Origin of the sequence: Clostridioides sp. GD02367, from assembly GCF_045900275.1 — a bacterium.
Lineage (GTDB): Bacteria > Bacillota > Clostridia > Peptostreptococcales > Peptostreptococcaceae > Clostridioides > Clostridioides difficile_A.
Window position 1 is genome coordinate 159,410 of the sequence record NZ_JBJODK010000004.1, and the last position, 20,160, is coordinate 179,569.

Annotated in this window: 20 protein-coding genes; 18 read left to right on the forward strand and 2 right to left on the reverse strand. The window is 28.1% G+C overall.

Features of this window, described 5'->3' with window-relative positions; genetic code table 11:
• Positions 1-10 precede the first annotated feature (10 nt).
• Positions 11-1,690 (forward strand): DNA repair protein RecN, encoded by a 1,680-nt coding sequence (gene recN, locus Q3223_RS07060; RefSeq protein ID WP_054276254.1) that lies wholly within the window; start codon positions 11-13, stop codon positions 1,688-1,690.
• A gap of 192 nt (positions 1,691-1,882) precedes the next feature.
• Entirely contained in the window at positions 1,883-2,749 is an 867-nt protein-coding gene (locus tag Q3223_RS07065; protein WP_054269714.1) for a hypothetical protein, read from the forward strand.
• Between the two features lie 82 nt (positions 2,750-2,831).
• On the opposite strand, the gene Q3223_RS07070 is transcribed toward Q3223_RS07065, so the two are convergent.
• Both Q3223_RS07070 and Q3223_RS07075 read right to left on the reverse strand, forming a co-directional pair.
• A complete protein-coding gene (locus tag Q3223_RS07070) occupies positions 2,832-3,311 on the reverse strand; it encodes a GNAT family N-acetyltransferase (protein WP_284181775.1) in 480 nt (159 codons plus the stop codon).
• 71 nt (positions 3,312-3,382) lie between these two features.
• Positions 3,383-3,823 (reverse strand): N-acetyltransferase, encoded by a 441-nt coding sequence (locus tag Q3223_RS07075; RefSeq protein WP_054269716.1) that lies wholly within the window; start codon positions 3,821-3,823, stop codon positions 3,383-3,385.
• Positions 3,824-3,983: 160 nt separating this feature from the next.
• Here Q3223_RS07075 and Q3223_RS07080 point away from each other — a divergent pair, with 160 nt between their 5' ends.
• The 16 genes from Q3223_RS07080 to Q3223_RS07155 all read left to right on the forward strand — a co-directional run bounded on the left by Q3223_RS07080 (position 3,984) and on the right by Q3223_RS07155 (position 20,127).
• On the forward strand, positions 3,984-5,045 hold the full coding sequence (locus Q3223_RS07080; RefSeq protein ID WP_074178868.1) for a SpoIVB peptidase S55 domain-containing protein: 1,062 nt from the start codon (positions 3,984-3,986) through the stop codon (positions 5,043-5,045).
• Between the two features lie 140 nt (positions 5,046-5,185).
• Positions 5,186-6,010 carry a sporulation transcription factor Spo0A gene (spo0A, locus tag Q3223_RS07085; RefSeq protein WP_407811797.1) on the forward strand — a complete coding sequence of 275 codons (825 nt, stop codon included), beginning with the start codon at positions 5,186-5,188 and terminating at the stop codon, positions 6,008-6,010.
• Between the two features lie 424 nt (positions 6,011-6,434).
• A complete protein-coding gene (steA, locus tag Q3223_RS07090) occupies positions 6,435-7,556 on the forward strand; it encodes a putative cytokinetic ring protein SteA (RefSeq protein ID WP_054269718.1) in 1,122 nt (373 codons plus the stop codon).
• Positions 7,557-7,573: 17 nt separating this feature from the next.
• On the forward strand, positions 7,574-8,449 hold the full coding sequence (locus Q3223_RS07095; RefSeq protein ID WP_054269719.1) for a copper transporter: 876 nt from the start codon (positions 7,574-7,576) through the stop codon (positions 8,447-8,449).
• Positions 8,450-8,472: 23 nt separating this feature from the next.
• A complete protein-coding gene (locus Q3223_RS07100; protein ID WP_054269720.1) occupies positions 8,473-9,165 on the forward strand; it encodes a glycosyltransferase family 2 protein in 693 nt (230 codons plus the stop codon).
• 7 nt (positions 9,166-9,172) lie between these two features.
• Complete coding sequence (locus Q3223_RS07105) at positions 9,173-9,997, forward strand: hypothetical protein (protein WP_054269721.1); 825 nt, start codon at positions 9,173-9,175, stop codon at positions 9,995-9,997.
• Between the two features lie 4 nt (positions 9,998-10,001).
• On the forward strand, positions 10,002-11,069 hold the full coding sequence (locus Q3223_RS07110; protein WP_407811798.1) for a DUF3866 family protein: 1,068 nt from the start codon (positions 10,002-10,004) through the stop codon (positions 11,067-11,069).
• Position 11,070: 1 nt separating this feature from the next.
• A complete protein-coding gene (locus Q3223_RS07115) occupies positions 11,071-11,607 on the forward strand; it encodes an NUDIX hydrolase (RefSeq protein ID WP_054269723.1) in 537 nt (178 codons plus the stop codon).
• 68 nt (positions 11,608-11,675) lie between these two features.
• Entirely contained in the window at positions 11,676-12,281 is a 606-nt protein-coding gene (locus Q3223_RS07120; protein ID WP_054269724.1) for a stage II sporulation protein M, read from the forward strand.
• Between the two features lie 11 nt (positions 12,282-12,292).
• A complete protein-coding gene (locus Q3223_RS07125) occupies positions 12,293-13,207 on the forward strand; it encodes a tyrosine-type recombinase/integrase (protein ID WP_054269725.1) in 915 nt (304 codons plus the stop codon).
• Positions 13,208-13,248: 41 nt separating this feature from the next.
• On the forward strand, positions 13,249-14,421 hold the full coding sequence (locus tag Q3223_RS07130) for a phosphopentomutase (protein ID WP_223152852.1): 1,173 nt from the start codon (positions 13,249-13,251) through the stop codon (positions 14,419-14,421).
• 55 nt (positions 14,422-14,476) lie between these two features.
• Positions 14,477-15,289 (forward strand): purine-nucleoside phosphorylase, encoded by an 813-nt coding sequence (locus Q3223_RS07135; RefSeq protein ID WP_074178871.1) that lies wholly within the window; start codon positions 14,477-14,479, stop codon positions 15,287-15,289.
• Positions 15,290-15,475: 186 nt separating this feature from the next.
• On the forward strand, positions 15,476-16,801 hold the full coding sequence (locus Q3223_RS07140) for a pyrimidine-nucleoside phosphorylase (protein WP_176702470.1): 1,326 nt from the start codon (positions 15,476-15,478) through the stop codon (positions 16,799-16,801).
• Between the two features lie 166 nt (positions 16,802-16,967).
• Positions 16,968-18,047 carry an endolytic transglycosylase MltG gene (gene mltG, locus Q3223_RS07145; RefSeq protein WP_074178873.1) on the forward strand — a complete coding sequence of 360 codons (1,080 nt, stop codon included), beginning with the start codon at positions 16,968-16,970 and terminating at the stop codon, positions 18,045-18,047.
• 171 nt (positions 18,048-18,218) lie between these two features.
• Positions 18,219-18,893, forward strand: a complete 675-nt coding sequence (locus Q3223_RS07150) for an O-methyltransferase (RefSeq protein WP_054269730.1) — start codon at positions 18,219-18,221, stop codon at positions 18,891-18,893.
• The gene (locus tag Q3223_RS07155; RefSeq protein ID WP_054269731.1) at positions 18,880-20,127 is read left to right on the forward strand and encodes a U32 family peptidase; all 1,248 of its coding nucleotides are present in this window, start codon (positions 18,880-18,882) and stop codon (positions 20,125-20,127) included. Before Q3223_RS07150 ends, Q3223_RS07155 begins: the two co-directional genes overlap by 14 nt.
• Positions 20,128-20,160 lie beyond the last annotated feature (33 nt).

Here is a 20,160-nt window from a genome sequence, read left to right on the forward strand (position 1 = left end):
GGGCTTAGACTTGATCCTCGAATTATATATGAAAAATTGTGCTTTAGTTGAAGAGCTAAGGTTGAGTATTGATAAAAATTTAAATATACTTACAGGTGAAACTGGTTCAGGAAAATCTATAATAATAGATGCGCTTGGACTTTGTCTAGGTGATAAATATGATAGGTCTTTTCTAAGAAAAGGAACAGACAAGGGACTTGTTGAAGCCGTATTTTTATCAGATAATATATATCTAAAAAAAATACTAGACGAAAATGATATAAGTATAGAAGATGATAATTTGTTAGTCATAACTAGATTGATATATTCAGATGGAAAGAGCACTGCTAGAATAAATGGAAGAACTGTTAAAGTATCTCTTCTTAGAGAAATCGCATCAACACTTATAGATATACATGGTCAACATCAAAATCAGGCTTTATTTAATAAAGACACTCATTTGAAATTTCTAGACCTTTTTGGAGAGAATGAATTAGAAAAATTCAAAGTTGCCTATAAAAAAGTGTACAACAAGTATAGTGAAGTAAAAAAGGCTTTAAATTGTTTAACAGAAAATAAGGATGAGATGCAAATTCAAAGAGAAATAGATTTGTTAAAATTTCAAATAAATGAAATTGAGGTAGCAAATTTAAATAAGAATGAATATGAAGATTTATTAAAACAAAGAGAAGTTTATAGAAATAGTGAAAAGATATATAATAACTTGAATTTAAGTTATAGCAAGTTACATAATGGTGAGTATAATGTTATTGACCTAATAGGTCTTGCATCTAAAGAGCTTAATGACATATCAAAATATGATAGTGTTTTGAGTGAATATAGTGATACTGTAGAAAGAATTATGTATGAGTTACAAGATATATCTAGTGATATAAGAAATTACAAAGATAATATAGACTTTGAGCCTTATGAATTAGAGCAGATTGAACTTAGAATTGATGAGATTAACAATTTAAGAAGAAAATATGGAGATAGTATAGACGATATATTTGAGTATTATGAAAAGATAAAAGATAGATTAGACGAGATACTAAATAGAGATGAAAGAGTTGAACAGTTAAAAAGTCAACTTATGAATATAGAAGAAGATTTAAAAATAAAAGCTAATAAATTGACTAAAGCAAGAACAGAAGTAGCAACTACTTTAGAGAAAATACTTCTTGATGAATTAAAAAGCTTAAACATGAAAAATGTAATGTTCAAAGTTAATTTTGAAGAAGGCCCATTTACTTTAAATGGAATAGATGATATTGAATTTATGATATCTTTTAACTTAGGAGAAGATATTAAACCTATATATAAAGTTGCATCAGGTGGTGAGATGTCTAGGTTTATGTTGGCATTTAAGACAATCTTGGCTGATATAGATGATATTGATACATTAGTGTTTGATGAAATAGATACAGGTATAAGTGGTATAGCAGCACAAATTGTTGGTGAGAAATTGAGTGATATAGCAAAGAAAAAACAAATAATATGTATAACACACTTACCTCAAATTGCGGCAAATGCTGACACTCATTATTGTATAGAGAAAGATACTTCAAATAATAGGACATTTACTAATGTTAGTAAATTAAATCAATCTCAAAGAAAAAATGAAATTGCTAGGCTTATAGCAGGTAATAATATAACAGAGAAAACTATCGAACATGCAAGTGAAATCATTGAAATGGCTAAAAAATGCTAGTGAAGAAAGGTTGTTCTAAATAGGTGTAAAGAATTTTCTATCTGAATACTTTACATCTATTTTTTATGATTAAATTATTTAGTGAGTATATTAAAAATATAAAATTTAAAAGTTATATCAATTTGTAACTTTGAAATTTTTAGATGCTTAAGTATAATATTATGTATAAGGTATTAGTGAGGGGGGCATAAATTGAATAAAAAAAATACTATGCACTTAATTTTTACAATTGTAATTTTTATTTTATTATGGTATATGATATTGACAATGAATGAAATTAACAAAAACATAGAAAACTATAATAATAAATTAGAGTATTTGTCACAAGAAATTATGAATACCAAGTCAGATATTAGTAATACGATAAATGAAGAAATGTCAAAAAGCTATATAACTAAAAGTATTGATTTAAAAGTTAAAAAGCTTGAAAAAGAAGAATGTACTATTGAGGTAGATATTCAATTGAGTAAGTTGGGTAAAAATGGCAAGGTATTTTTTATGTATAAAGAAGATAATGATAAATGGAATGAGATTGAAATGACAAAACACGGAGAATTATCGTATACTTGTGAGATGAAAATAAAGACAGGTAATGAATATGACTATAAAGTAGTTACAAATGGGACCATATCTGAAAGCTCAGATGTACAAAAGCTAACTACATCTGATTATATGCCTGAACAACCTGTATTTAATTCTGGAATAAGGGATAATAAAGAATATTTTATTGAAATAATAGAAAATAGTAATCTCTTAAATCATGAAAGTGAAAAGTCAAAAAATAAAGTCTATAATAGTATCAAATTGAAGAAAGTAGATATTATTGTAAATGAAGGGAAAAAAGATACTGTGTATAAAGCAAAATCTGTTAAAATATCAGATGCTGATAAAGATAATAGTCCAAATGAAAGTCAAGTAAATTATGAAGCAACTTTCCCTAAAAGGGATATTGGTAGTATAGTCTATATTAAAGCCAAACTTACATACAATAATGGAGTAGAGTACATAAAGGATATAACTGAAGATATAACTATGAGTTTACAAGATTTGGAAAAATAAATACATATACAAATAAATTTGGTCAATAAAATAGAGTATAAATAAAATTGCAGTAGTTTTATTTATACTCTATTAAATAAAATTATAATTTTAATTCCATATATCTAGCGCCTTCAATTGGATTATAAGTATACGGTTCTATATCATAGAAACCAAGCTTTTCGTATAGTCCTTGAGCACTTTTCATGCTTGGAAGAGTGTCTAATCTCATATAGGCATATCCAATTTCTTTAGCTTCTTTAACAATTTCTTTTAATAGTATTTTTCCTATCTTTAGTCCTCTAAATTGATTTCTTACAAATAATCTTTTTAATTCACATACTTTGTCTTCAAGCTTTTTTAAAGCAACACAACCTGCTAAATTTTCATCGACAAATACTAATATCAATGAACCTGAAGGTTTTATATATTTTCCTGGAAGTGTTTTTAATTCGTTATTAAAGTCTTGAAAACATAAGTCTATATCTAGAGAATTTGAATATTCAGTAAATAAAATTTTTACATTTTCAAGATTTTCTAAGTCTTCTTCTTCAACAAATTTTAAACTTATATTTTGAGCCATTTTATCCATCATTATATAAATATGTTTATATAATGATTTCACCTCCTTGATAGATGTATATTTTGTTAATATCAATTAGATTTTAATACCATTACTTTTTCACCGCCATAGTCAAGTTCTCCATTAAACTCAAATCCAAAATCTTTATAAAGCTTGATAGCTGTTTTGTTGTTATCAAATATACTAAGATACAATTCATCACAATTATATTCTTTTTTAAGAAGGTTTATAAGAAAATCTAAGGATGCTTTTCCATATCCTTTGCCTTGATATTTTGAATCAATCATAAATCTATCAAGCCAAACTCTATCATCTTCTAAGCGACCATACATAGCGAATCCTATTAATGAATTTTCATCATATATTCCTACAGGTATCCAAGCTGTTATAAATTTAGATTCAGCAATAGAAAGTGCATTACTTTCTATATAATCTAATTGACTTTTATCTACAGACAAATCAACTAAATCACGCCAATTATTTACGTCTGCAATTCTTACATTTAATTTCAAGATATTACCGCCCTTCAAACTTTTTCTTACAATATAATACTATCATATTATATATTAAAAATCACTTAGTAAGATGTTTAATAAGGTTTTTAAATGAATAAATTTTCTGGAAAAAGGAATTATAAATACATAATAATACAGCATAGGAGTAGATGAACATATGAACAAATCAAATAAAAATTTAAAAAATATTTGGATAATATTAGGAGCTGTATCGATTTTTATGATGGTTATAATCTTTCAAAATAAGAATTGTAATATAAATAAAGAGACTCCAATAGAAGCTTTTACAATTAAGAATCATGATAAAAAATTTGTATATCCACTTGGCAACATAGTTGGAGTAAAAGCCAATACAGATGGTGTATTGGTCTTAGGATATGAGGAAGAAGATGTAGATTATATTGGAGGCATACAAATTGGCGACAATATAGTAAAAATAGATAATAAAAGGATAAAAAATGGTCAAGATGTATCAGAAATTCTAAATAAAGCTAAGAAAAGAAAAGTTGAAGTTACTTTTGAGAGAAAAAATAAATACAAGACAGAAGTAATAGAAACTAAAAAAGAGAATGGTAAATATAAGCTTGGTCTTTGGGTAAGAGATAAGATATCTGGAATTGGAACTATGACTTTTTATGACCCTAGCATGGAAAAGTTCAAAGCAATTGGTCATGCCATAAAAGATTCGGATACTAATGAACTATTAAAAATAAAACAAGGATATATATATAAGCCAGAAAAGCTAAAAATAGTAAAGGCTAGTAATGAAAAAATAGGTAAAATAAAAGGCGACTTTAATGATAGCAATTTAATGGGTAATTTCTCGAATAACTCAGAGTTAGGTATAAGTGGTAATATCACAGAGAAACAGAATAAAGAATTTAATTTAGCGAATAAAGAAATGCAATTGATAGAAGTTGGCCGCCCACAAGATGTAAAAATAGGAGATGCAGTCATTCTTTTTGAAGATAAAAATAAAAATATAACAAGCTATGATATAAAAATAGAAAGTATAGTATATGATAAAGGAAATTATAGAGATATGGTAATAAAAGTAGTAGATGATAAGTTATTGGAATACACAGGAGGTATTGTGCAGGGGATGAGTGGAGCTCCAATAATACAAAATAATAAAATTATTGGTGCAATAACTCATGTTTTTAGAGATAATCCGAAAAAAGGATATGGTATTTTTATAGATGAAATGATAAAATTGTAGGTGAGGCATTAAAAAATTTTATTATTTTATCAATTATCTAGAAGGAATATAATTTTGAAGTGTCGAATATGCATTAGAGTAGATAATTAAGAGCAATTGTGTAAAAAGTTTAGTTTTCTGTAATAAGAAGATGTTTTTTAATGGGGGGATTTTTAGTGGAAAAAATCAAAATAGTTTTAGCAGATGACAATAAGGATTTTTGTCAGGTATTAAAAGAGTATTTGTCTAATGAGGATGATATCGATATATTAGGCATAGCTAAGGATGGAATTGAAGCATTAGACTTAGTAAAAAAGACACAACCGGACTTATTAATATTAGACGTAATAATGCCACATCTAGATGGATTAGGTGTAATTGAAAAATTGAATACAATGGATATACCTAAAATGCCAAAAATAATAGTACTATCAGCAGTAGGTCAAGATAAGATAACTCAAAGCGCAATAAATCTAGGAGCAGATTACTACATAGTAAAGCCGTTTGATTTTGTTGTGTTTATAAACAGAATTAGAGAATTGGTTTCTAATAGAGTTGCTCAAGTTGAGCCAAAGCCTAGACCAGTTCAAGAAACTCAAATGACTAGAAGTGATTTCGTTAAGAATGTAGGGAATATAGAAACAGAAATCACAAATATAATGCATGAAATAGGAGTACCAGCTCATATAAAAGGATATTTATATTTAAGAGAAGCAATAAAAATGGTTATTGATAATGTTGAGCTTTTAGGTGCAGTAACAAAAGAGTTATATCCAAGTATAGCTAAAAAATTCAATACAACACCAAGTAGAGTTGAGAGAGCGATAAGACATGCGATAGAGGTTGCGTGGAGTAGAGGAAAAGTTGACACAATAAATCAACTATTTGGATATACAGTACACAATACTAAAGGAAAACCAACTAACTCGGAATTTATAGCAATGATTGCTGATAAATTAAGACTAGAGCATAGCATGGTTAAATAAATAGACACAAAAAGTAGGGCTTTTTAATTAAGGCATTGGCGATAAATATGTATTACAAGTAGCGAAATGGTATAACCAGTAGGGTTATACTGTTTCGCTATTTTAATAAGTATAAAATTTTTTCTTTATTTTTTCTTTACTATTCGTTCAATATATTAATATAATAAATTTATTTATACTATACTTATAGTATATGTCTTTATAAGTTACAAAATGGAAGGAGTTTATTTTTTAAGAATGAATGTTGAATAAAATATAATAAACTTTATATTTTAAAGAATATTGTTGAATGTGTTAAATAAAAAAATAATAGAATATAGTATTATAAATGCCAAAGATGCAAAACAAACTTAAAACATTTATTTTATTGTTAAGTAATGCTATAATATAATGTGATTTTAATAATGATAGTGGAGGTTTAAAAATGAGAGTCGAGGCCCCTATAAAAGTAGATCGAAAAACCAAAAAACTTGCTAAAAGAGTTGAAAGTGGGGAAATAGCAGTTATAAATCATATCGATATAGATGAAGTTGCTGCAAACTCTTTAGTAGAAGCTAAAATAAAACTTGTCATAAATGCGGCTCCTTCTATAAGTGGTAGGTATCCCAATAAAGGTCCAGGGATATTAACTGAAAATAATATACTAATAATTGATAATATTGGAGAAGAATTATTTGAAGAATTAAAAGAAGGAGAAACTATAGAAGTTGTAGATGGAAAGATATATAGAGAAGGAAAATTTTTAGGTGCAGGCGAAGTTTTAGACAAGTATGAAGTTTCACACCAAATAAAGGCTGCTTATGAGAATTTAGCTGTAGAATTGGATAGATTTATAGATAATACTATAGATTATGCTAAAAAAGAAAAAGGATTTATACTTGGAGAAGTAGAAATTCCAAAAGTGAAAACTAATTACGCTAATAAACATGTATTGATAGTTGTGAGAGGTCAGGACTATAAAGAAGATTTGAGTACAATGCTTTCTTATATAGAAGAGGTAAAGCCAGTCTTGGTTGGTGTTGATGGTGGAGCAGATGCTTTAATTGAGTTTGGATATACTCCAGATGTAATTGTAGGAGATATGGATAGTGTAAGTGATGAAGCTTTAAAAAAGGCTAGCGAAATAGTAGTACATGCTTATACAGATGGAAGGGCTCCAGGTCTTAAGAGGGTTCAGGAATTAGGCCTAGATGCAATTGTATTTCCTGCACCAGGAACTAGTGAAGATATAGCTATGCTTATTGCTTATGAGTATAAGGCTGAGTTAATAGTAGCAGTTGGAACACATTCAAATATGATTGATTTCCTAGAAAAAGGTAGAAAAGGTATGGCAAGTACTTTTCTAGTTAGGCTTAAAATAGGTTCAAGACTTATAGACGCTAAAGGTGTCAATCTGTTATACAGAAGTAAATTAAAAATAAAGTACATATGGGCATTAATAGCAACAGCTTTGTTCCCTGTATTGGTAGTCGCATCACTATCACCAGGTGTTCAACAATTTATACAACTAATGCAATTAAAATTTAGAGTATTATTACAGATGTAAATTTTAGGAGGATAAATATGCATATTAATATGAAATATTATATAGTCACTATAGGTGCTATATTTATAGCTTTGGGTATAGGCATGTTAGTAGGATTTAATTTAAATAATAATCAACAATTAAGTGAACAACAAGCAAATATAATAAATGATTTAGATGACAAGTTTAATATTTTAAAAGAGAAAAATGATAAACTTGATGGTGACTTAGCAAATGTAAATAAGGATTATGAAGAAGCAGTTAATTTTATAAATAAAAATGTAGATAAGATTTTAGCTGGTTCATTAAATGGTAAAAGCATAGGAATAATATCAGCTAATGAAAATGATGATTATACAAAAAATATAGAAGACATAATAAATAAATCTAATGGAAATATTGCCTTCAATATAGTATTAAAAGAAAATATAACAAATCCAGAAAAGTTAAAAGAAATCTCAACTAAATTAGGTGCAGATATAAAAAATGCAAGCGATGCTGTCAATTATATAATGGATACCCTTAAAAAAGAAGATGCAAGTGATATTCTGACATATCTTCAAGAACTAGATGTAATAAAGTTTAACTCTCTTGGTAATACATATCTAAAATATGACTCTGTTGTAATAGCTGGTGGAAATGATGCAAAAGATAGTGCAAAACAGTTTGAAAAAATAGAAAAATTTGTAGTTTCAAAACTTAAATCAGAAAATAAATATTTAGTAGAAGTTCAAAATACAGGAGTTAAAACTTCTTATGTAGAACTATATTCTAAAAACAAGGTTGCAACTGTAGATAATATTGATGAAGGAATAGGAAGTATATCTCTAGCTATTCTTTTACAACAAGGAAACATAGTTGGTAACTTTGGTAGATTAGATACTGCAACTTCATTGTTGCCATCTATTAAATAGAAATAATTTTAAGGAGAGAAAAAATGGATTCTTATATAAGTATAATAATACCAGCTTATAACGAAGAAAGTAGAATAAAATATACATTAGATAGTATAGTGGATATTAAACAAATAAACGAGATAATAGTTGTTGATGATGGTTCAATTGATAATACTGCTAAAGTTGTATCTGAATTAGAGAATGAAAAGATTAAATTTTTTAAGTTAGATAAAAATAGAGGCAAAGGATATGCTTTAAATTATGGCATTAAGTTAGCAATGAAAAATGCAGATATTATAGGATTTCTAGATGGAGATTTAGGAAGTTCTGCTAAAGAAGTTGAAAAATTAATAGTACCTATATTAAATGGTGATGCTGATGTTACTATAGCTAAGTTTCCTCCTGCAAAGAAAAAAGGCGGTCTGGGATTTGTAAAAGGTTTAGCTAAAAATTCTGTGTTTGAGATGACAGGTGTTGAGTTAGATGCGACTTTATCAGGTCAAAGAATATTTAAAAGAGAAGTTTTAGAAAAGTTTGATGAAATACCTTTTGGATATGGAGTAGAAGTTGGTATGACTATTGATATCTTAAAGTATGGATTTAAAATTAAAGAAGTATTAGTAAATATGACTCATAATGAAACAGGAAGAAATTTAAAAGGGTTTATTCATAGAGGAAAACAGTATTATCATATAAAAAAGGTTTTAGGACAAAAAAAGAAAGAATGGAGGTAATATCTTAGTGGAAGATTATATACTTTATACCATTTTATTATTAACAGGATTATTTGGAACCTATGCTGTAATACCACTATTTAAAAATCTATTAATAAATGGAAATATACTTAGACCAAACTATAAAAAAGATATGATACCAGTAAGTATGGGAATTGTTTTTTTGCCTATGGTTGTAATTAATGGGATAATACTTACTTTCTTTACTACAGAATATAGGGATTTAACATATATATTTATGTTTATGTTTGGTATGATATCGATGTTCTTTGCAGGGATATTAGATGATATTATTGGAAATAGGGATGTAAGTGGATTAAAAGGACATTTTAAAAGTTTATTTAAAGGAAGTCTTACAACAGGAGGTTTTAAAGCATTATTTGGCGGATTTGTAGGACTTATAGTTTCTGTTGCTATATCAAAAGATATAATTGACATAATAATAAACACACTGATAATAGCTTTATCAACCAACTTAATGAATCTCTTGGATTTAAGACCAGGAAGAGCAATAAAAGTATATTTATTTATAATGGTGATTATATTTTTGACATTAACAGGTTTTGTTCAAGTGCTTCCATTACTTATAGTGCCAAATGTGCTTGCGTATTTTAATTATGATTTAAAAGCAAGAGCAATGATGGGAGATACTGGTTCAAATGTTCTTGGAATATCTATTGGAATTATGATTGCTTTTGGATATTCATTTAATGTTAGATTGGGATGGTTAATATTTGTAGTTATTATGCATATATTCACTGAGAAATACTCATTAACTAAGATAATAGAAAAAAATAAATTATTAAATTTTATAGATAAATTAGGAAGGTAACATTATGATAAGTAAAAGAGTGGGGATTGTTGAATCAATAGTAAGCCAAACTGAAACGCTTGATGATATAAGAGTGAATATAAATGGGGAAGTGCAAAGGGCATACAATTATCCAAAGCTATCTGGAACTATAAATGTAGGAGATGAAGTAGTTTTAAATACAACAGCAGTAGAACTGAGCTTAGGTACAGGTGGATACCATTTTGTAATAACTAATTTAAATAATTTAGAATCTACTTTAACTGAAGGTGGTCATATAATGAAACTTAGATATACACCTCTCCAAATAAAAGTTGATTCTATTGAAGAACAAGAAAGTATTTATCATGATGAATTTGGAAAGTTTAAAGGATTAGAAGGTCTTTCTGCTGTAGTAGGAACTCTTCACAGTATGTTGACTCCATTTGCAGCTTCATTTAAAAGAAGTAATCCCAATAAAAAATTAGTATATATAATGACTGATGGAGCATCTCTTCCAATATATTTAAGTAAAAACGTGGACACTTTAAAAGAAAAAAAATTAATAGACAATACTATAACGATAGGTAATGCATTTGGTGGAGATTATGAATGTATAAATATATATACTGCACTAATTACAGCTAAAGAAATATTAAAGGCAGATGCAGTATTTGTAAGTATGGGACCAGGAATTGCTGGAACAGGAACAAAATATGGATTTACAGGAATTGAACAAGGTCCAATTCTCGATGCTGTAAAAAAACTTGGTGGAAGAGCAATAGCAATTCCAAGAATTAGTTTTGCGGATAAAAGAGAAAGACATCAAGGTATTTCACATCATAGTATGACCGTATTTAAAGAGATTGTAAATGTAAATATAGATATACCAATAACTATATATGATGATGAAAAATTAAAGTTTATAAAAGAACAAGTAAGCTCAAATGGTTTAGATAAAAAGCATAATATAATTTATATAGATAATAATAAAACAAAAGAGGACTTAGAATATTTTAATCTAAAAGTAAAAAGTATGGGAAGAAATTACGAACAAGATGAGGCATTTTTTAAAGCTGCAAGCACAGCAGCATATTACTTAATGGAGGTTTAAGATGGTATTAGAAGAAAAAACTATTAGTAGTGATAGGGTTTATACAGGTAAAGTAATTACTTTAAAGGTCGATACTGTTGAAATTCCAGGGCAAGGATATCAAAAAAGGGAGTTAGTAGAAGTTGGTGGAGCAGTAGGAATAGTTGCAGTTACAGATGATAACAAGATTGTACTAGTTAAACAATTTAGAAAGCCTATAGAAAAGCCAATTTTCGAAATTCCAGCTGGTAAGTTAGAAAAAAATGAAAGTCCAAAAGAATGTGCTGAGAGAGAACTAAAAGAAGAAACTGGGTATAGTGCAAAAAATATTAAATTAATACATAAATTTTTCACTTCAGCAGGTTTTTCCAATGAGATAATGTTTGTATATTTAGCAACAGGGCTTACTCCAGGAGAGAATAATTTAGATGCAGATGAGTTTTTAGATGTATATGAAGTTGAGCTTGAAGAGGCATATAATATGGTATTAAAAAATGAGATTGAAGATGCAAAGACTTCTATTGGATTATTATTAGTAAAAGATATGTTTAAAAATTAATATTTATAAAAATGAATAACCCTTTGTCCTAAAGCATATTATTTTATAAAGGACAAGGGGGAATAAAATTGAGAAGAACATATAGAAGAAATGATTTTAGAGAATTGAATAGACAAATAATTATTATAGGATTATTGTTTATGATGTCTATTGTTATTGGGTCTTACATAAATAAAATCTTGCCAGGTTCTAGTGACAATATATTAAACAATATAAATCCTGCTGTAGAGTATTATAATCTAAATCTAAACATAAAAGAGACAGTTATACAAAATTTGAAGTCAGATGGAATTTTTATGGGCTCAATAGCTCTGTTAAGTCTATTTGTAGTAACGATTCCAGCTGTAATAGTAGTTTTTGTATTAAAAGGTATGTCCATAGGATATACAATAAATAGTTTTATATTAGCATTAAAGTTTAAAAGCGTAAAAATGATTTTAATAATATTATTTAAAAATTTGATTATTATTCCATGTGCAATCATATTAACATTAATTAGTATAAGCTATTTCAAAGAGATGGTTTATGAATTTAAAAAGAACAACAGAAAAAATATGCAATTTTTAGTTAAGAGGTATATACTAAATATTATAATTATAATAGCACTATCATTGGGGTTGCAATTAATATTAAATACTGCAAGTATTGGTATTATTAAGTTCCTAGTTAAATAAAGGAGTTTATAATGGATATTATAGAGGGATATATAGATTACATAAAAGATAAAAAAAGATTATCAGAGAATACAGTGGCATCATACTTTATGGATATAAAAAAATATATGGAATATATAAATCAAAAAAGTATTAAACTAGTAGATATAGTTGAAAATGATATTATAAGTTATTTAATAAAGTTGGAAAAAGATAATGTGTCAATAGCTACAATAGCGAGGATGATATCCTCTATAAAATCTTTTCACGATTACTTATTTTTAAATCATGTATGCACAAATAATCCTGCAAAGGACATAAAAAAACCTAAAATAAAAAAAGAAAATATAAATATACTTACAGAAGAAGAAATTGAAAGATTATTGAAGTTTCCAAAGTTAACAACACCTAAGTTGGTTAGGGACAAGGCTATTTTTGAAGTGTTATATGGGACTGGTATAAAAGTGTCTGAATTAGTAGATATGAACATAGAAGATGTTGATTTGGATATTGACTATATATATTGTAATTCATGTTGTAAAAGTCAAAGAGTGATACCACTTTGTGATATCACAAAACTTTATTTGGAGAAGTATTTAAAAGAAGCAAGACCTAAAATGGCTGTAGAAGGTGAAAATTCATTATTTGTAAGTTCATTAGGTCAAAGGTTTACACGACAAGGTCTTTGGAAAGTCATAAAGAAATATTCTAATTTAGCTAATATAGATAAAAATATAAATCCTACAATGCTTAGACATTCATTTGCAATTCATTTGTTAAATGAAGGGGCTAACATTGCTGTTGTAAGTAAAATTTTAGGAAACGTTAATCTATCTAGCCTTCAAGTATATTTAAATCATATAGATAAAAACGTGAGAAGAGAAATAAAGGAAAAACATCCTAGAAATGATATTGATATAGAATTACAAAAAGCAGAGGCTAAATAGACTGTATAGCAAATTTTATAATTTAAAAGGAGCGTATTTATATGAGCAGAGTGATTTGGATTGTAATTGACAGTGTTGGGATAGGAGCGTTGCCTGATGCCGAAAAATTTGGAGACAGTAAGGATGTAAGTACTCTTGGAAATATATTTAAAGAATATCCAGATATACAAATTCCTAATATGAGAAAATTAGGCATAGGAAATATAGATGGTGTAGATTTTTTTGAAAGTATAAAAGAGCCAATAGGTTGTTTTGGAAAATGCAAGGAAATGTCTCAAGGAAAAGATACTACCACTGGTCATTGGGAAATGACTGGCATAATAGTTGACAAACCTTTTAAAACATTTGAACATGGATTTTCAAAAGAAATAATAAAAGAATTTGAGCAAAAAACTGGAAGAAAAGTAATAGGAAATAAACCAGCTTCAGGAACTGTAATAATTGATGAATATGGAGAACACCAAATAAAAACTGGAGATGTAATAGTATACACTTCAGCTGATAGTGTATTTCAAATAGCTGCTAATGAAGAGATAATCCCACTAGAAGAACTTTACAATATGTGTAAAATAGCTAGGGAGATAATGATGGGAGATAATGCAGTTGCTAGAGTAATTGCTAGACCATTTATAGGGAAGAAAACAGGTGAATTTGTTAGAACTTCAAACAGAAGAGACTATTCATTAGACCCATTTGAACCAACAGTTCTTGATAATATAAAAGAGTCAGGGCTTGACGTTTTGGCAGTTGGAAAAATAGAAGATATTTTTAATGGAAAAGGGATTACAGATGCTATCCATACTAAGAGTAATATGGATGGAGTAGATGAAACTTTAAATTATATGAAGCAAGAAAATAAAGGTCTGATATATTCAAATCTTGTCGATTTTGATTCTAAATATGGTCATAGAAGAGACCCAGAAGGATATAAGAAGGCCCTTGAAGAGTTTGACAGTAGACTTCCAGAAATAATGGATAATATGAGAGAAGACGACGTTCTTATAATCAATGCAGACCATGGAAATGACCCAACATATAAAGGTACAGACCATACAAGAGAATATATACCAGTTATGATTTATGGGAATAAAGTTAAAAAAGGATTTAATTTAGGAATAAAAGATACTTTTGCTGATATTGGAGCAACTGTTGCAGATATACTAGATGTAAAATTACCTAAACATGGCTCAAGTTTTAAAAAAGAATTATTCTAAATTAAGAGGTAAATAACAAATTGAAAAATTTAGCTTAATAGAATGGAGGGATTGGATGTTTGAAAATATAGAGCAAAGTAACAAATTTATAAATTCCAAAATTAGTATAAAACCTAAAATTGGTCTGATATTAGGTTCTGGACTTGGAGATTTGGCAAATGATATAGAAGATTCTGTTACAATTAAATATAGTGAAATTCCCAATTTCCCTGTGTCAACAGTAGAAGGACATGCTGGACAACTTGTTATTGGAAAGCTTGAAGGGAAAGAAGTAGTTGCTATGCAGGGGAGATTTCATTACTATGAAGGATATTCTCAAAAAGAAGCTACTTTTCCAGTAAGAGTTATGAAAGCTTTAGGTGTCGAGACTCTTATAGTAACTAATGCTGCTGGAGGCGTAAATAAAAAGTTTAAAGCAGGAGACTTGATGATTATAAGAGACCATATAAACTTTAGTGGAAGCAATCCATTAGTAGGTAAAAATGATGATAGACTTGGAGCTAGATTTCCAGATATGTCAGATGCTTATTCTTCTAAATATATAGATATAGTCAAAGATTGTGCAAAGAAATACAATATAGATGTAAAAGAAGGTGTTTATATGTTTTTTAGTGGGCCAAACTATGAAACACCAGCAGAAGTAAGAATGGCTCAAATATTAGGCGCTGATGCTGTAGGAATGTCTACTGTTCCAGAAGTAATAGTAGCAGCACATTCTAATATTAGTGTTATTGGTATATCTTGTATAACTAATATGGCTGCTGGTATCTTAAATCAGCCATTAAGTCATGAGGAAGTAATACAAACTACTCAAAAAGTTAAATCAGAATTTATGAATTTAGTTAAGAGTACAGTAAAAAATTTATAAATATTTTGAGTGGATTTATAGTGAAATAGTTAATGTATTATTTGAAAAGAATTAATAAGAAGCTGTCTTGATATAGAAAGTTATTTCTAATGAAAGACAGTTTTTTTATAATACTATAATATTTGAAAGTGTTTTGAAGTTTAATATTTATTCAAATTATTACAGATTAGAATGGAGATTTCAAGTATGAGAATGTATGATATTATAAAAAAGAAGAGAGATAAACTAGAACTTAGTAAAGAAGAAATACATTATTTTATAGAAAACTATTCAAAAGGGAATATACCCGATTATCAGGCTTCTGCACTATTAATGTCTATTTATCTAAATAAGATGAATAAACAAGAAACCGTGTATCTTACAGAAGCAATGATGCACTCTGGTGACATTATAAATCTATCAGGTATAGAGGGTATAAAGGTAGATAAGCATAGTACTGGTGGTGTTGGAGATAAGACTACCATAGCTCTTATACCTTTAGTTGCTTCATGTGGAGCACCAGTTGCAAAAATGTCTGGTAGAGGTCTTGGTCATACTGGTGGCACTATTGATAAATTGGAGTCTATACCAGGTTTTTCAACAGAAATGGATATAAATAAGTTTATTGATTCTGTAAATAACTCTAAAATAGCAGTATGTGGCCAAAGTGCAAAGGTAGCAATTGCAGATAAGAAAATATATGCACTTAGAGATGTTACAGCAACTGTTGATAATATATCATTAATAGCATCTAGTGTAATGTCCAAAAAATTGTCCTCAGGAGCAGATGCAATTGTGCTAGATGTAAAAACTGGAGATGGAGCATTTATGAAGACTTTAGAAGAGTCTTTTGAATTAGCTAAATCTATGGTTGATATAGGTACTGGTATGAACAAAGATACAATAGGGATTGTAACAGATATGGATGAACCTTTAGGTTTTGCAATAGGAAATTCTTTAGAAGTTATAGAAGCAATTGAAACTTTAAAAGGAAATGGCCCTAAAGACCTTGTTGAACTATGTGAAGTATTAGGAGCATATATGTTAGTTTTATCAAAGGTTGCACATGATTTTGATGATGGTATTGAAAAGATAAGAGAATCTATAAAATCTGGAAGTGCTATACAGAAACTTAAAGAATTTATAGAAAATCAAGGCGGAAATAAAAATGTAGTAGATGATTATTCTTTATTCAAAAAACCAAAGTATAAACATCCAGTTAAATCAAACAAATCAGGTTATATAAGTAAAATTAAGGCTGAAGAAGTTGGTTTATCAGCAATGATTCTTGGAGCAGGTAGAGAGACTAAGGCGGATATTTTGGATTTATCAGCAGGGATAGTCTTAGAAAAGAAAGTTGGAGATTATGTAAATGAAGGTGAAGTTTTAGCATATTTGTATTATGATGATGAACAAAAGTTTTTATTAGCAAAAGACAGATTTGTTAATTCATATTCAATTGTAGATGAAAAAATAGAAAAAAATAAATTAATATATGGTATCGTAACACAGTGTGGAATTAAAAAGTTTTAGAAAATTTTAGAAAAGTGATTATAAAAGACCTAACATGTCAAAAATAGTGTTAGGTTTTTTATTTTTTTGATATATAAATAAGTTTATTCTACAAGATGATTGAAAATTACAGTATCTAGATTTATAATAGAAAATGGATAAATATACATAAGGAGTAGATTATATTATGAATTTTAAAGAAAATAGATTAAAAATAGCAGCATTAATAATTGTTATTTTAATTATCTTAGCAGGGGTGTTTATATCCATGCAAATAGGTCCTTATAATAAAAATAACAAGAATGATGTAATTATTGATATTCCAAGTGGAGCATCTGTCGGAAAAATATCTGACATATTATATGAAAATAAATTAATAAAAAATGAACTATTATTTAAACTCCTGGTAAAGGTTAGTAATAAAGCTCCATCCATAAAATCAGGAACATATTTGCTTAACCAATCGTACTCAAATAATGATATAATAACTCTTTTGGTTTCAGGTAAAATATATCAGGATGGTATAAAAATTACTGTTCCAGAGGGTGCTACATCCAAAGAAATTATAGCGATGTTAGTGAATAAAAATTTAGGAGATAAAGCTACTTTTGAAAATTTAATAAAAAAACCTCAAGAATTTTATGATAAATTTGTGTACTTGAAGGAGGATGGAATAACTTCTTTAGAAGGATTCTTATATCCAGAAACTTATTATTTTAATTCGAAAAAACAATCAGAAAAAGACATTTTAAGTGAAATGTTAAAGGTATTTGATAGTAAATATACGGACAAGCTTAAAAATAAGCAAAAAGAATTAAAGATGACTCTTCAAGAAGTAATGGAAATGGCTTCAATAATCGAGAAAGAAGCAGTACTTGATAAAGATAGACCAATAATAGCAAGTGTATTTTATAATAGACTTAAAGTAGGTATGCCTCTTCAATCAGATGCGACAATACAATATATATTTGAAGAGAGAAAGAAAATTGTAACATATGATGATTTAAAAATTGATTCACCATATAATAGTTATAAAAATAAAGGTTTACCTCCTACACCAATATCAAATCCTGGTATAAAATCTATTGAAGCTGCACTATATCCAGATAAAACTGATTATCTGTATTTTGTAGCTAAGATTGATGGTGGGAATAACTATAGTACAAACTACCAAGACCATTTAAAATATGTCAAAGAATATAAAGAAGCGAGAGATAAACAGGACAAAGATACAAAAACAACAAATAAAGAAAATACAAAAAAATAAACAATGATTATAAAAAGTCTAACAGGGTAAGAATAATGTTGGGCTTTTTTATTGAAAATTGTTATTCTTAGATTTATAATAAAGAAAGTGTAAACATATATAACAATATGAATTTAAAAAATAATAAATTAAGACAATGTTTTAATATTTATTATTTTAGGGAGTGTTTTTATGAGTAATATAGTTAATGACTTAGTTGAAGATTATATAAGAGTGACATTAAAAGAAAAAGAAGGACTTTTAAAAGACTTAGAAATTTATGCAGAGGAAAATAGCGTTCCTATAATACATAAAGAAGTCTCAGATTTATTAAAAGTCTTATTAAAGATTCAAAAGCCAAAGAGAGTTTTAGAAGTAGGATGTGCAATTGGTTATTCTTCTATTTTTTTTGCAACTATTATAGGAAAAGATGCAGATATAATAACTGTTGAAAGAAATGAAAAAATGATAGAAAAAGCAAAAGTAAATATAAAATTAGCTGGATTTGACGATAACATAACTATACTAGAAGGAGATGCAGAAGAAAAACTTAGTCAAGTCCAAGGTGAATTTGACCTTATATTTATAGATGCAGCTAAAGGTCAATATAAGTTGTTCTTTGATTTAGTTATAGATAAATTAAAAGATGGTGGACTTTTAGTATCTGATAATATTTTATATAAGGGTATGGTTGCACATGATGATTTCGTTATAAGAAGAAAGAAAACCATAGTAAAAAGAATGAGAAATTATTTAGATTATATATGTAATTGTGACTATTTAAGTACATCATTAATACCAATAGGTGATGGTGTAGCACTAAGTTATAAAGAAAGTAAAAGAGGTGACGTAGATGGAATTAAATAAAGTTGAACTTTTAGCTCCAGCAGGTGATTTGGAGAGATTAAAAATAGCTATAACATATGGAGCAGATGCTGTTTATATAGGTGGAGAAATTTTTGGAATGAGGTCTGCTGCAAAGAATTTTAGTAAGGAAGATATGGCAGAAGGAGTAGCTTTTGCACATGAAAGAGGTAAAAAAGTATTTGTAACAGTAAATATAATACCTCATAATGAAGATTTTCTACAATTAGAAGATTATTTATTGGAATTAGAAGAGATAGGAATAGATGCAGTCATAATAGCTGACCCAGGAGTTCTTAGTGTTATCAAAAAAGTAATTCCAAATATGGAAATACATTTAAGTACACAAGCAAATACAACTAACTATTTAAGTGCAAAATTTTGGTATGAGCATGGAATAAAAAGAGTTGTGGTGGCAAGAGAATTATCTTTTGATGAAATATCTGAGATAAGAGCAAAGACACCTTTAGACATGGATATAGAAGCATTTATGCATGGAGCTATGTGTATCTCTTATTCTGGAAGATGTCTAATAAGTAATTATATGACTGGAAGAGATGCAAATAAAGGTTCTTGTGCTCAGTCTTGTAGATGGCAATATCATTTAGTAGAAGAAAAAAGACCTGGTGAGTATTTCCCAATATATGAAGATGAAAGAGGAACGTTCTTCTTTAATTCAAAAGATTTATGTATGATAGAGTATATACCAGAATTAATCAAATCTGGTATAACAAGTTTAAAGATAGAAGGTAGAATGAAGACTTCATACTATGTAGCTACTGTTGTAAGAGCATACAGAATGGCAATAGATGAATTTTATAAAGACCCAGAAAACTGGAAATTCAATCCAATGTGGATGGAAGAATTAAAAAAAGGTAGCCATAGACATTTTACATCAGGTTTTTACTTGAATAAACCAACAACAGAAGACCAAAATTATCAGTCAGCATCATATGTTAGAAACTATGATTTTATAGGTATAGTTAGAGAAACAGAAGATGAAGATGGTCTTGTTGTAGTTGAGCAAAGAAATAAAATGTGTGTTGGTGATGAAATAGAGGTCATGGGACCATATAAAGAAACTATGTTCACTAAAATTGAAGAAATGTATAATGAAGAAGGAGAAGCTATAGAGTCAGCTCCTCATCCTAGACAAATAGTTAAATTAAAACTATCAGTAAAAGTTGGTAAGGATTATATGCTTAGAAAAGTTATAGAAGAGAAGGTTGAAGAATAATAAAAATTTGATAAAGATAGTATTAGCCCCTTA

What these genes read in the sequence shown, in the direction of transcription:
- spo0A (WP_407811797.1), top strand. Translation starts at nt 5,186, where the DNA reads ATGGGGGGATTTTTAGTGGAAAAAATCAAAATAGTTTTAGCAGATGAC.
- Q3223_RS07110 (WP_407811798.1), top strand. Translation starts at nt 10,002, where the DNA reads ATGATAAGTAAAAGAGTGGGGATTGTTGAATCAATAGTAAGCCAAACT.
- Q3223_RS07140 (WP_176702470.1), top strand. Translation starts at nt 15,476, where the DNA reads ATGAGAATGTATGATATTATAAAAAAGAAGAGAGATAAACTAGAACTT.
- Q3223_RS07150 (WP_054269730.1), top strand. Translation starts at nt 18,219, where the DNA reads ATGAGTAATATAGTTAATGACTTAGTTGAAGATTATATAAGAGTGACA.
- Q3223_RS07135 (WP_074178871.1), top strand. Translation starts at nt 14,477, where the DNA reads ATGTTTGAAAATATAGAGCAAAGTAACAAATTTATAAATTCCAAAATT.
- Q3223_RS07070 (WP_284181775.1), bottom strand. Translation starts at nt 3,311, where the DNA reads ATGGCTCAAAATATAAGTTTAAAATTTGTTGAAGAAGAAGACTTAGAA.
- Q3223_RS07125 (WP_054269725.1), top strand. Translation starts at nt 12,293, where the DNA reads ATGGATATTATAGAGGGATATATAGATTACATAAAAGATAAAAAAAGA.
- Q3223_RS07100 (WP_054269720.1), top strand. Translation starts at nt 8,473, where the DNA reads ATGGATTCTTATATAAGTATAATAATACCAGCTTATAACGAAGAAAGT.
- mltG (WP_074178873.1), top strand. Translation starts at nt 16,968, where the DNA reads ATGAATTTTAAAGAAAATAGATTAAAAATAGCAGCATTAATAATTGTT.
- Q3223_RS07115 (WP_054269723.1), top strand. Translation starts at nt 11,071, where the DNA reads ATGGTATTAGAAGAAAAAACTATTAGTAGTGATAGGGTTTATACAGGT.
- Q3223_RS07155 (WP_054269731.1), top strand. Translation starts at nt 18,880, where the DNA reads ATGGAATTAAATAAAGTTGAACTTTTAGCTCCAGCAGGTGATTTGGAG.
- Q3223_RS07095 (WP_054269719.1), top strand. Translation starts at nt 7,574, where the DNA reads ATGCATATTAATATGAAATATTATATAGTCACTATAGGTGCTATATTT.
- Q3223_RS07080 (WP_074178868.1), top strand. Translation starts at nt 3,984, where the DNA reads ATGAACAAATCAAATAAAAATTTAAAAAATATTTGGATAATATTAGGA.
- Q3223_RS07130 (WP_223152852.1), top strand. Translation starts at nt 13,249, where the DNA reads ATGAGCAGAGTGATTTGGATTGTAATTGACAGTGTTGGGATAGGAGCG.
- steA (WP_054269718.1), top strand. Translation starts at nt 6,435, where the DNA reads ATGAGAGTCGAGGCCCCTATAAAAGTAGATCGAAAAACCAAAAAACTT.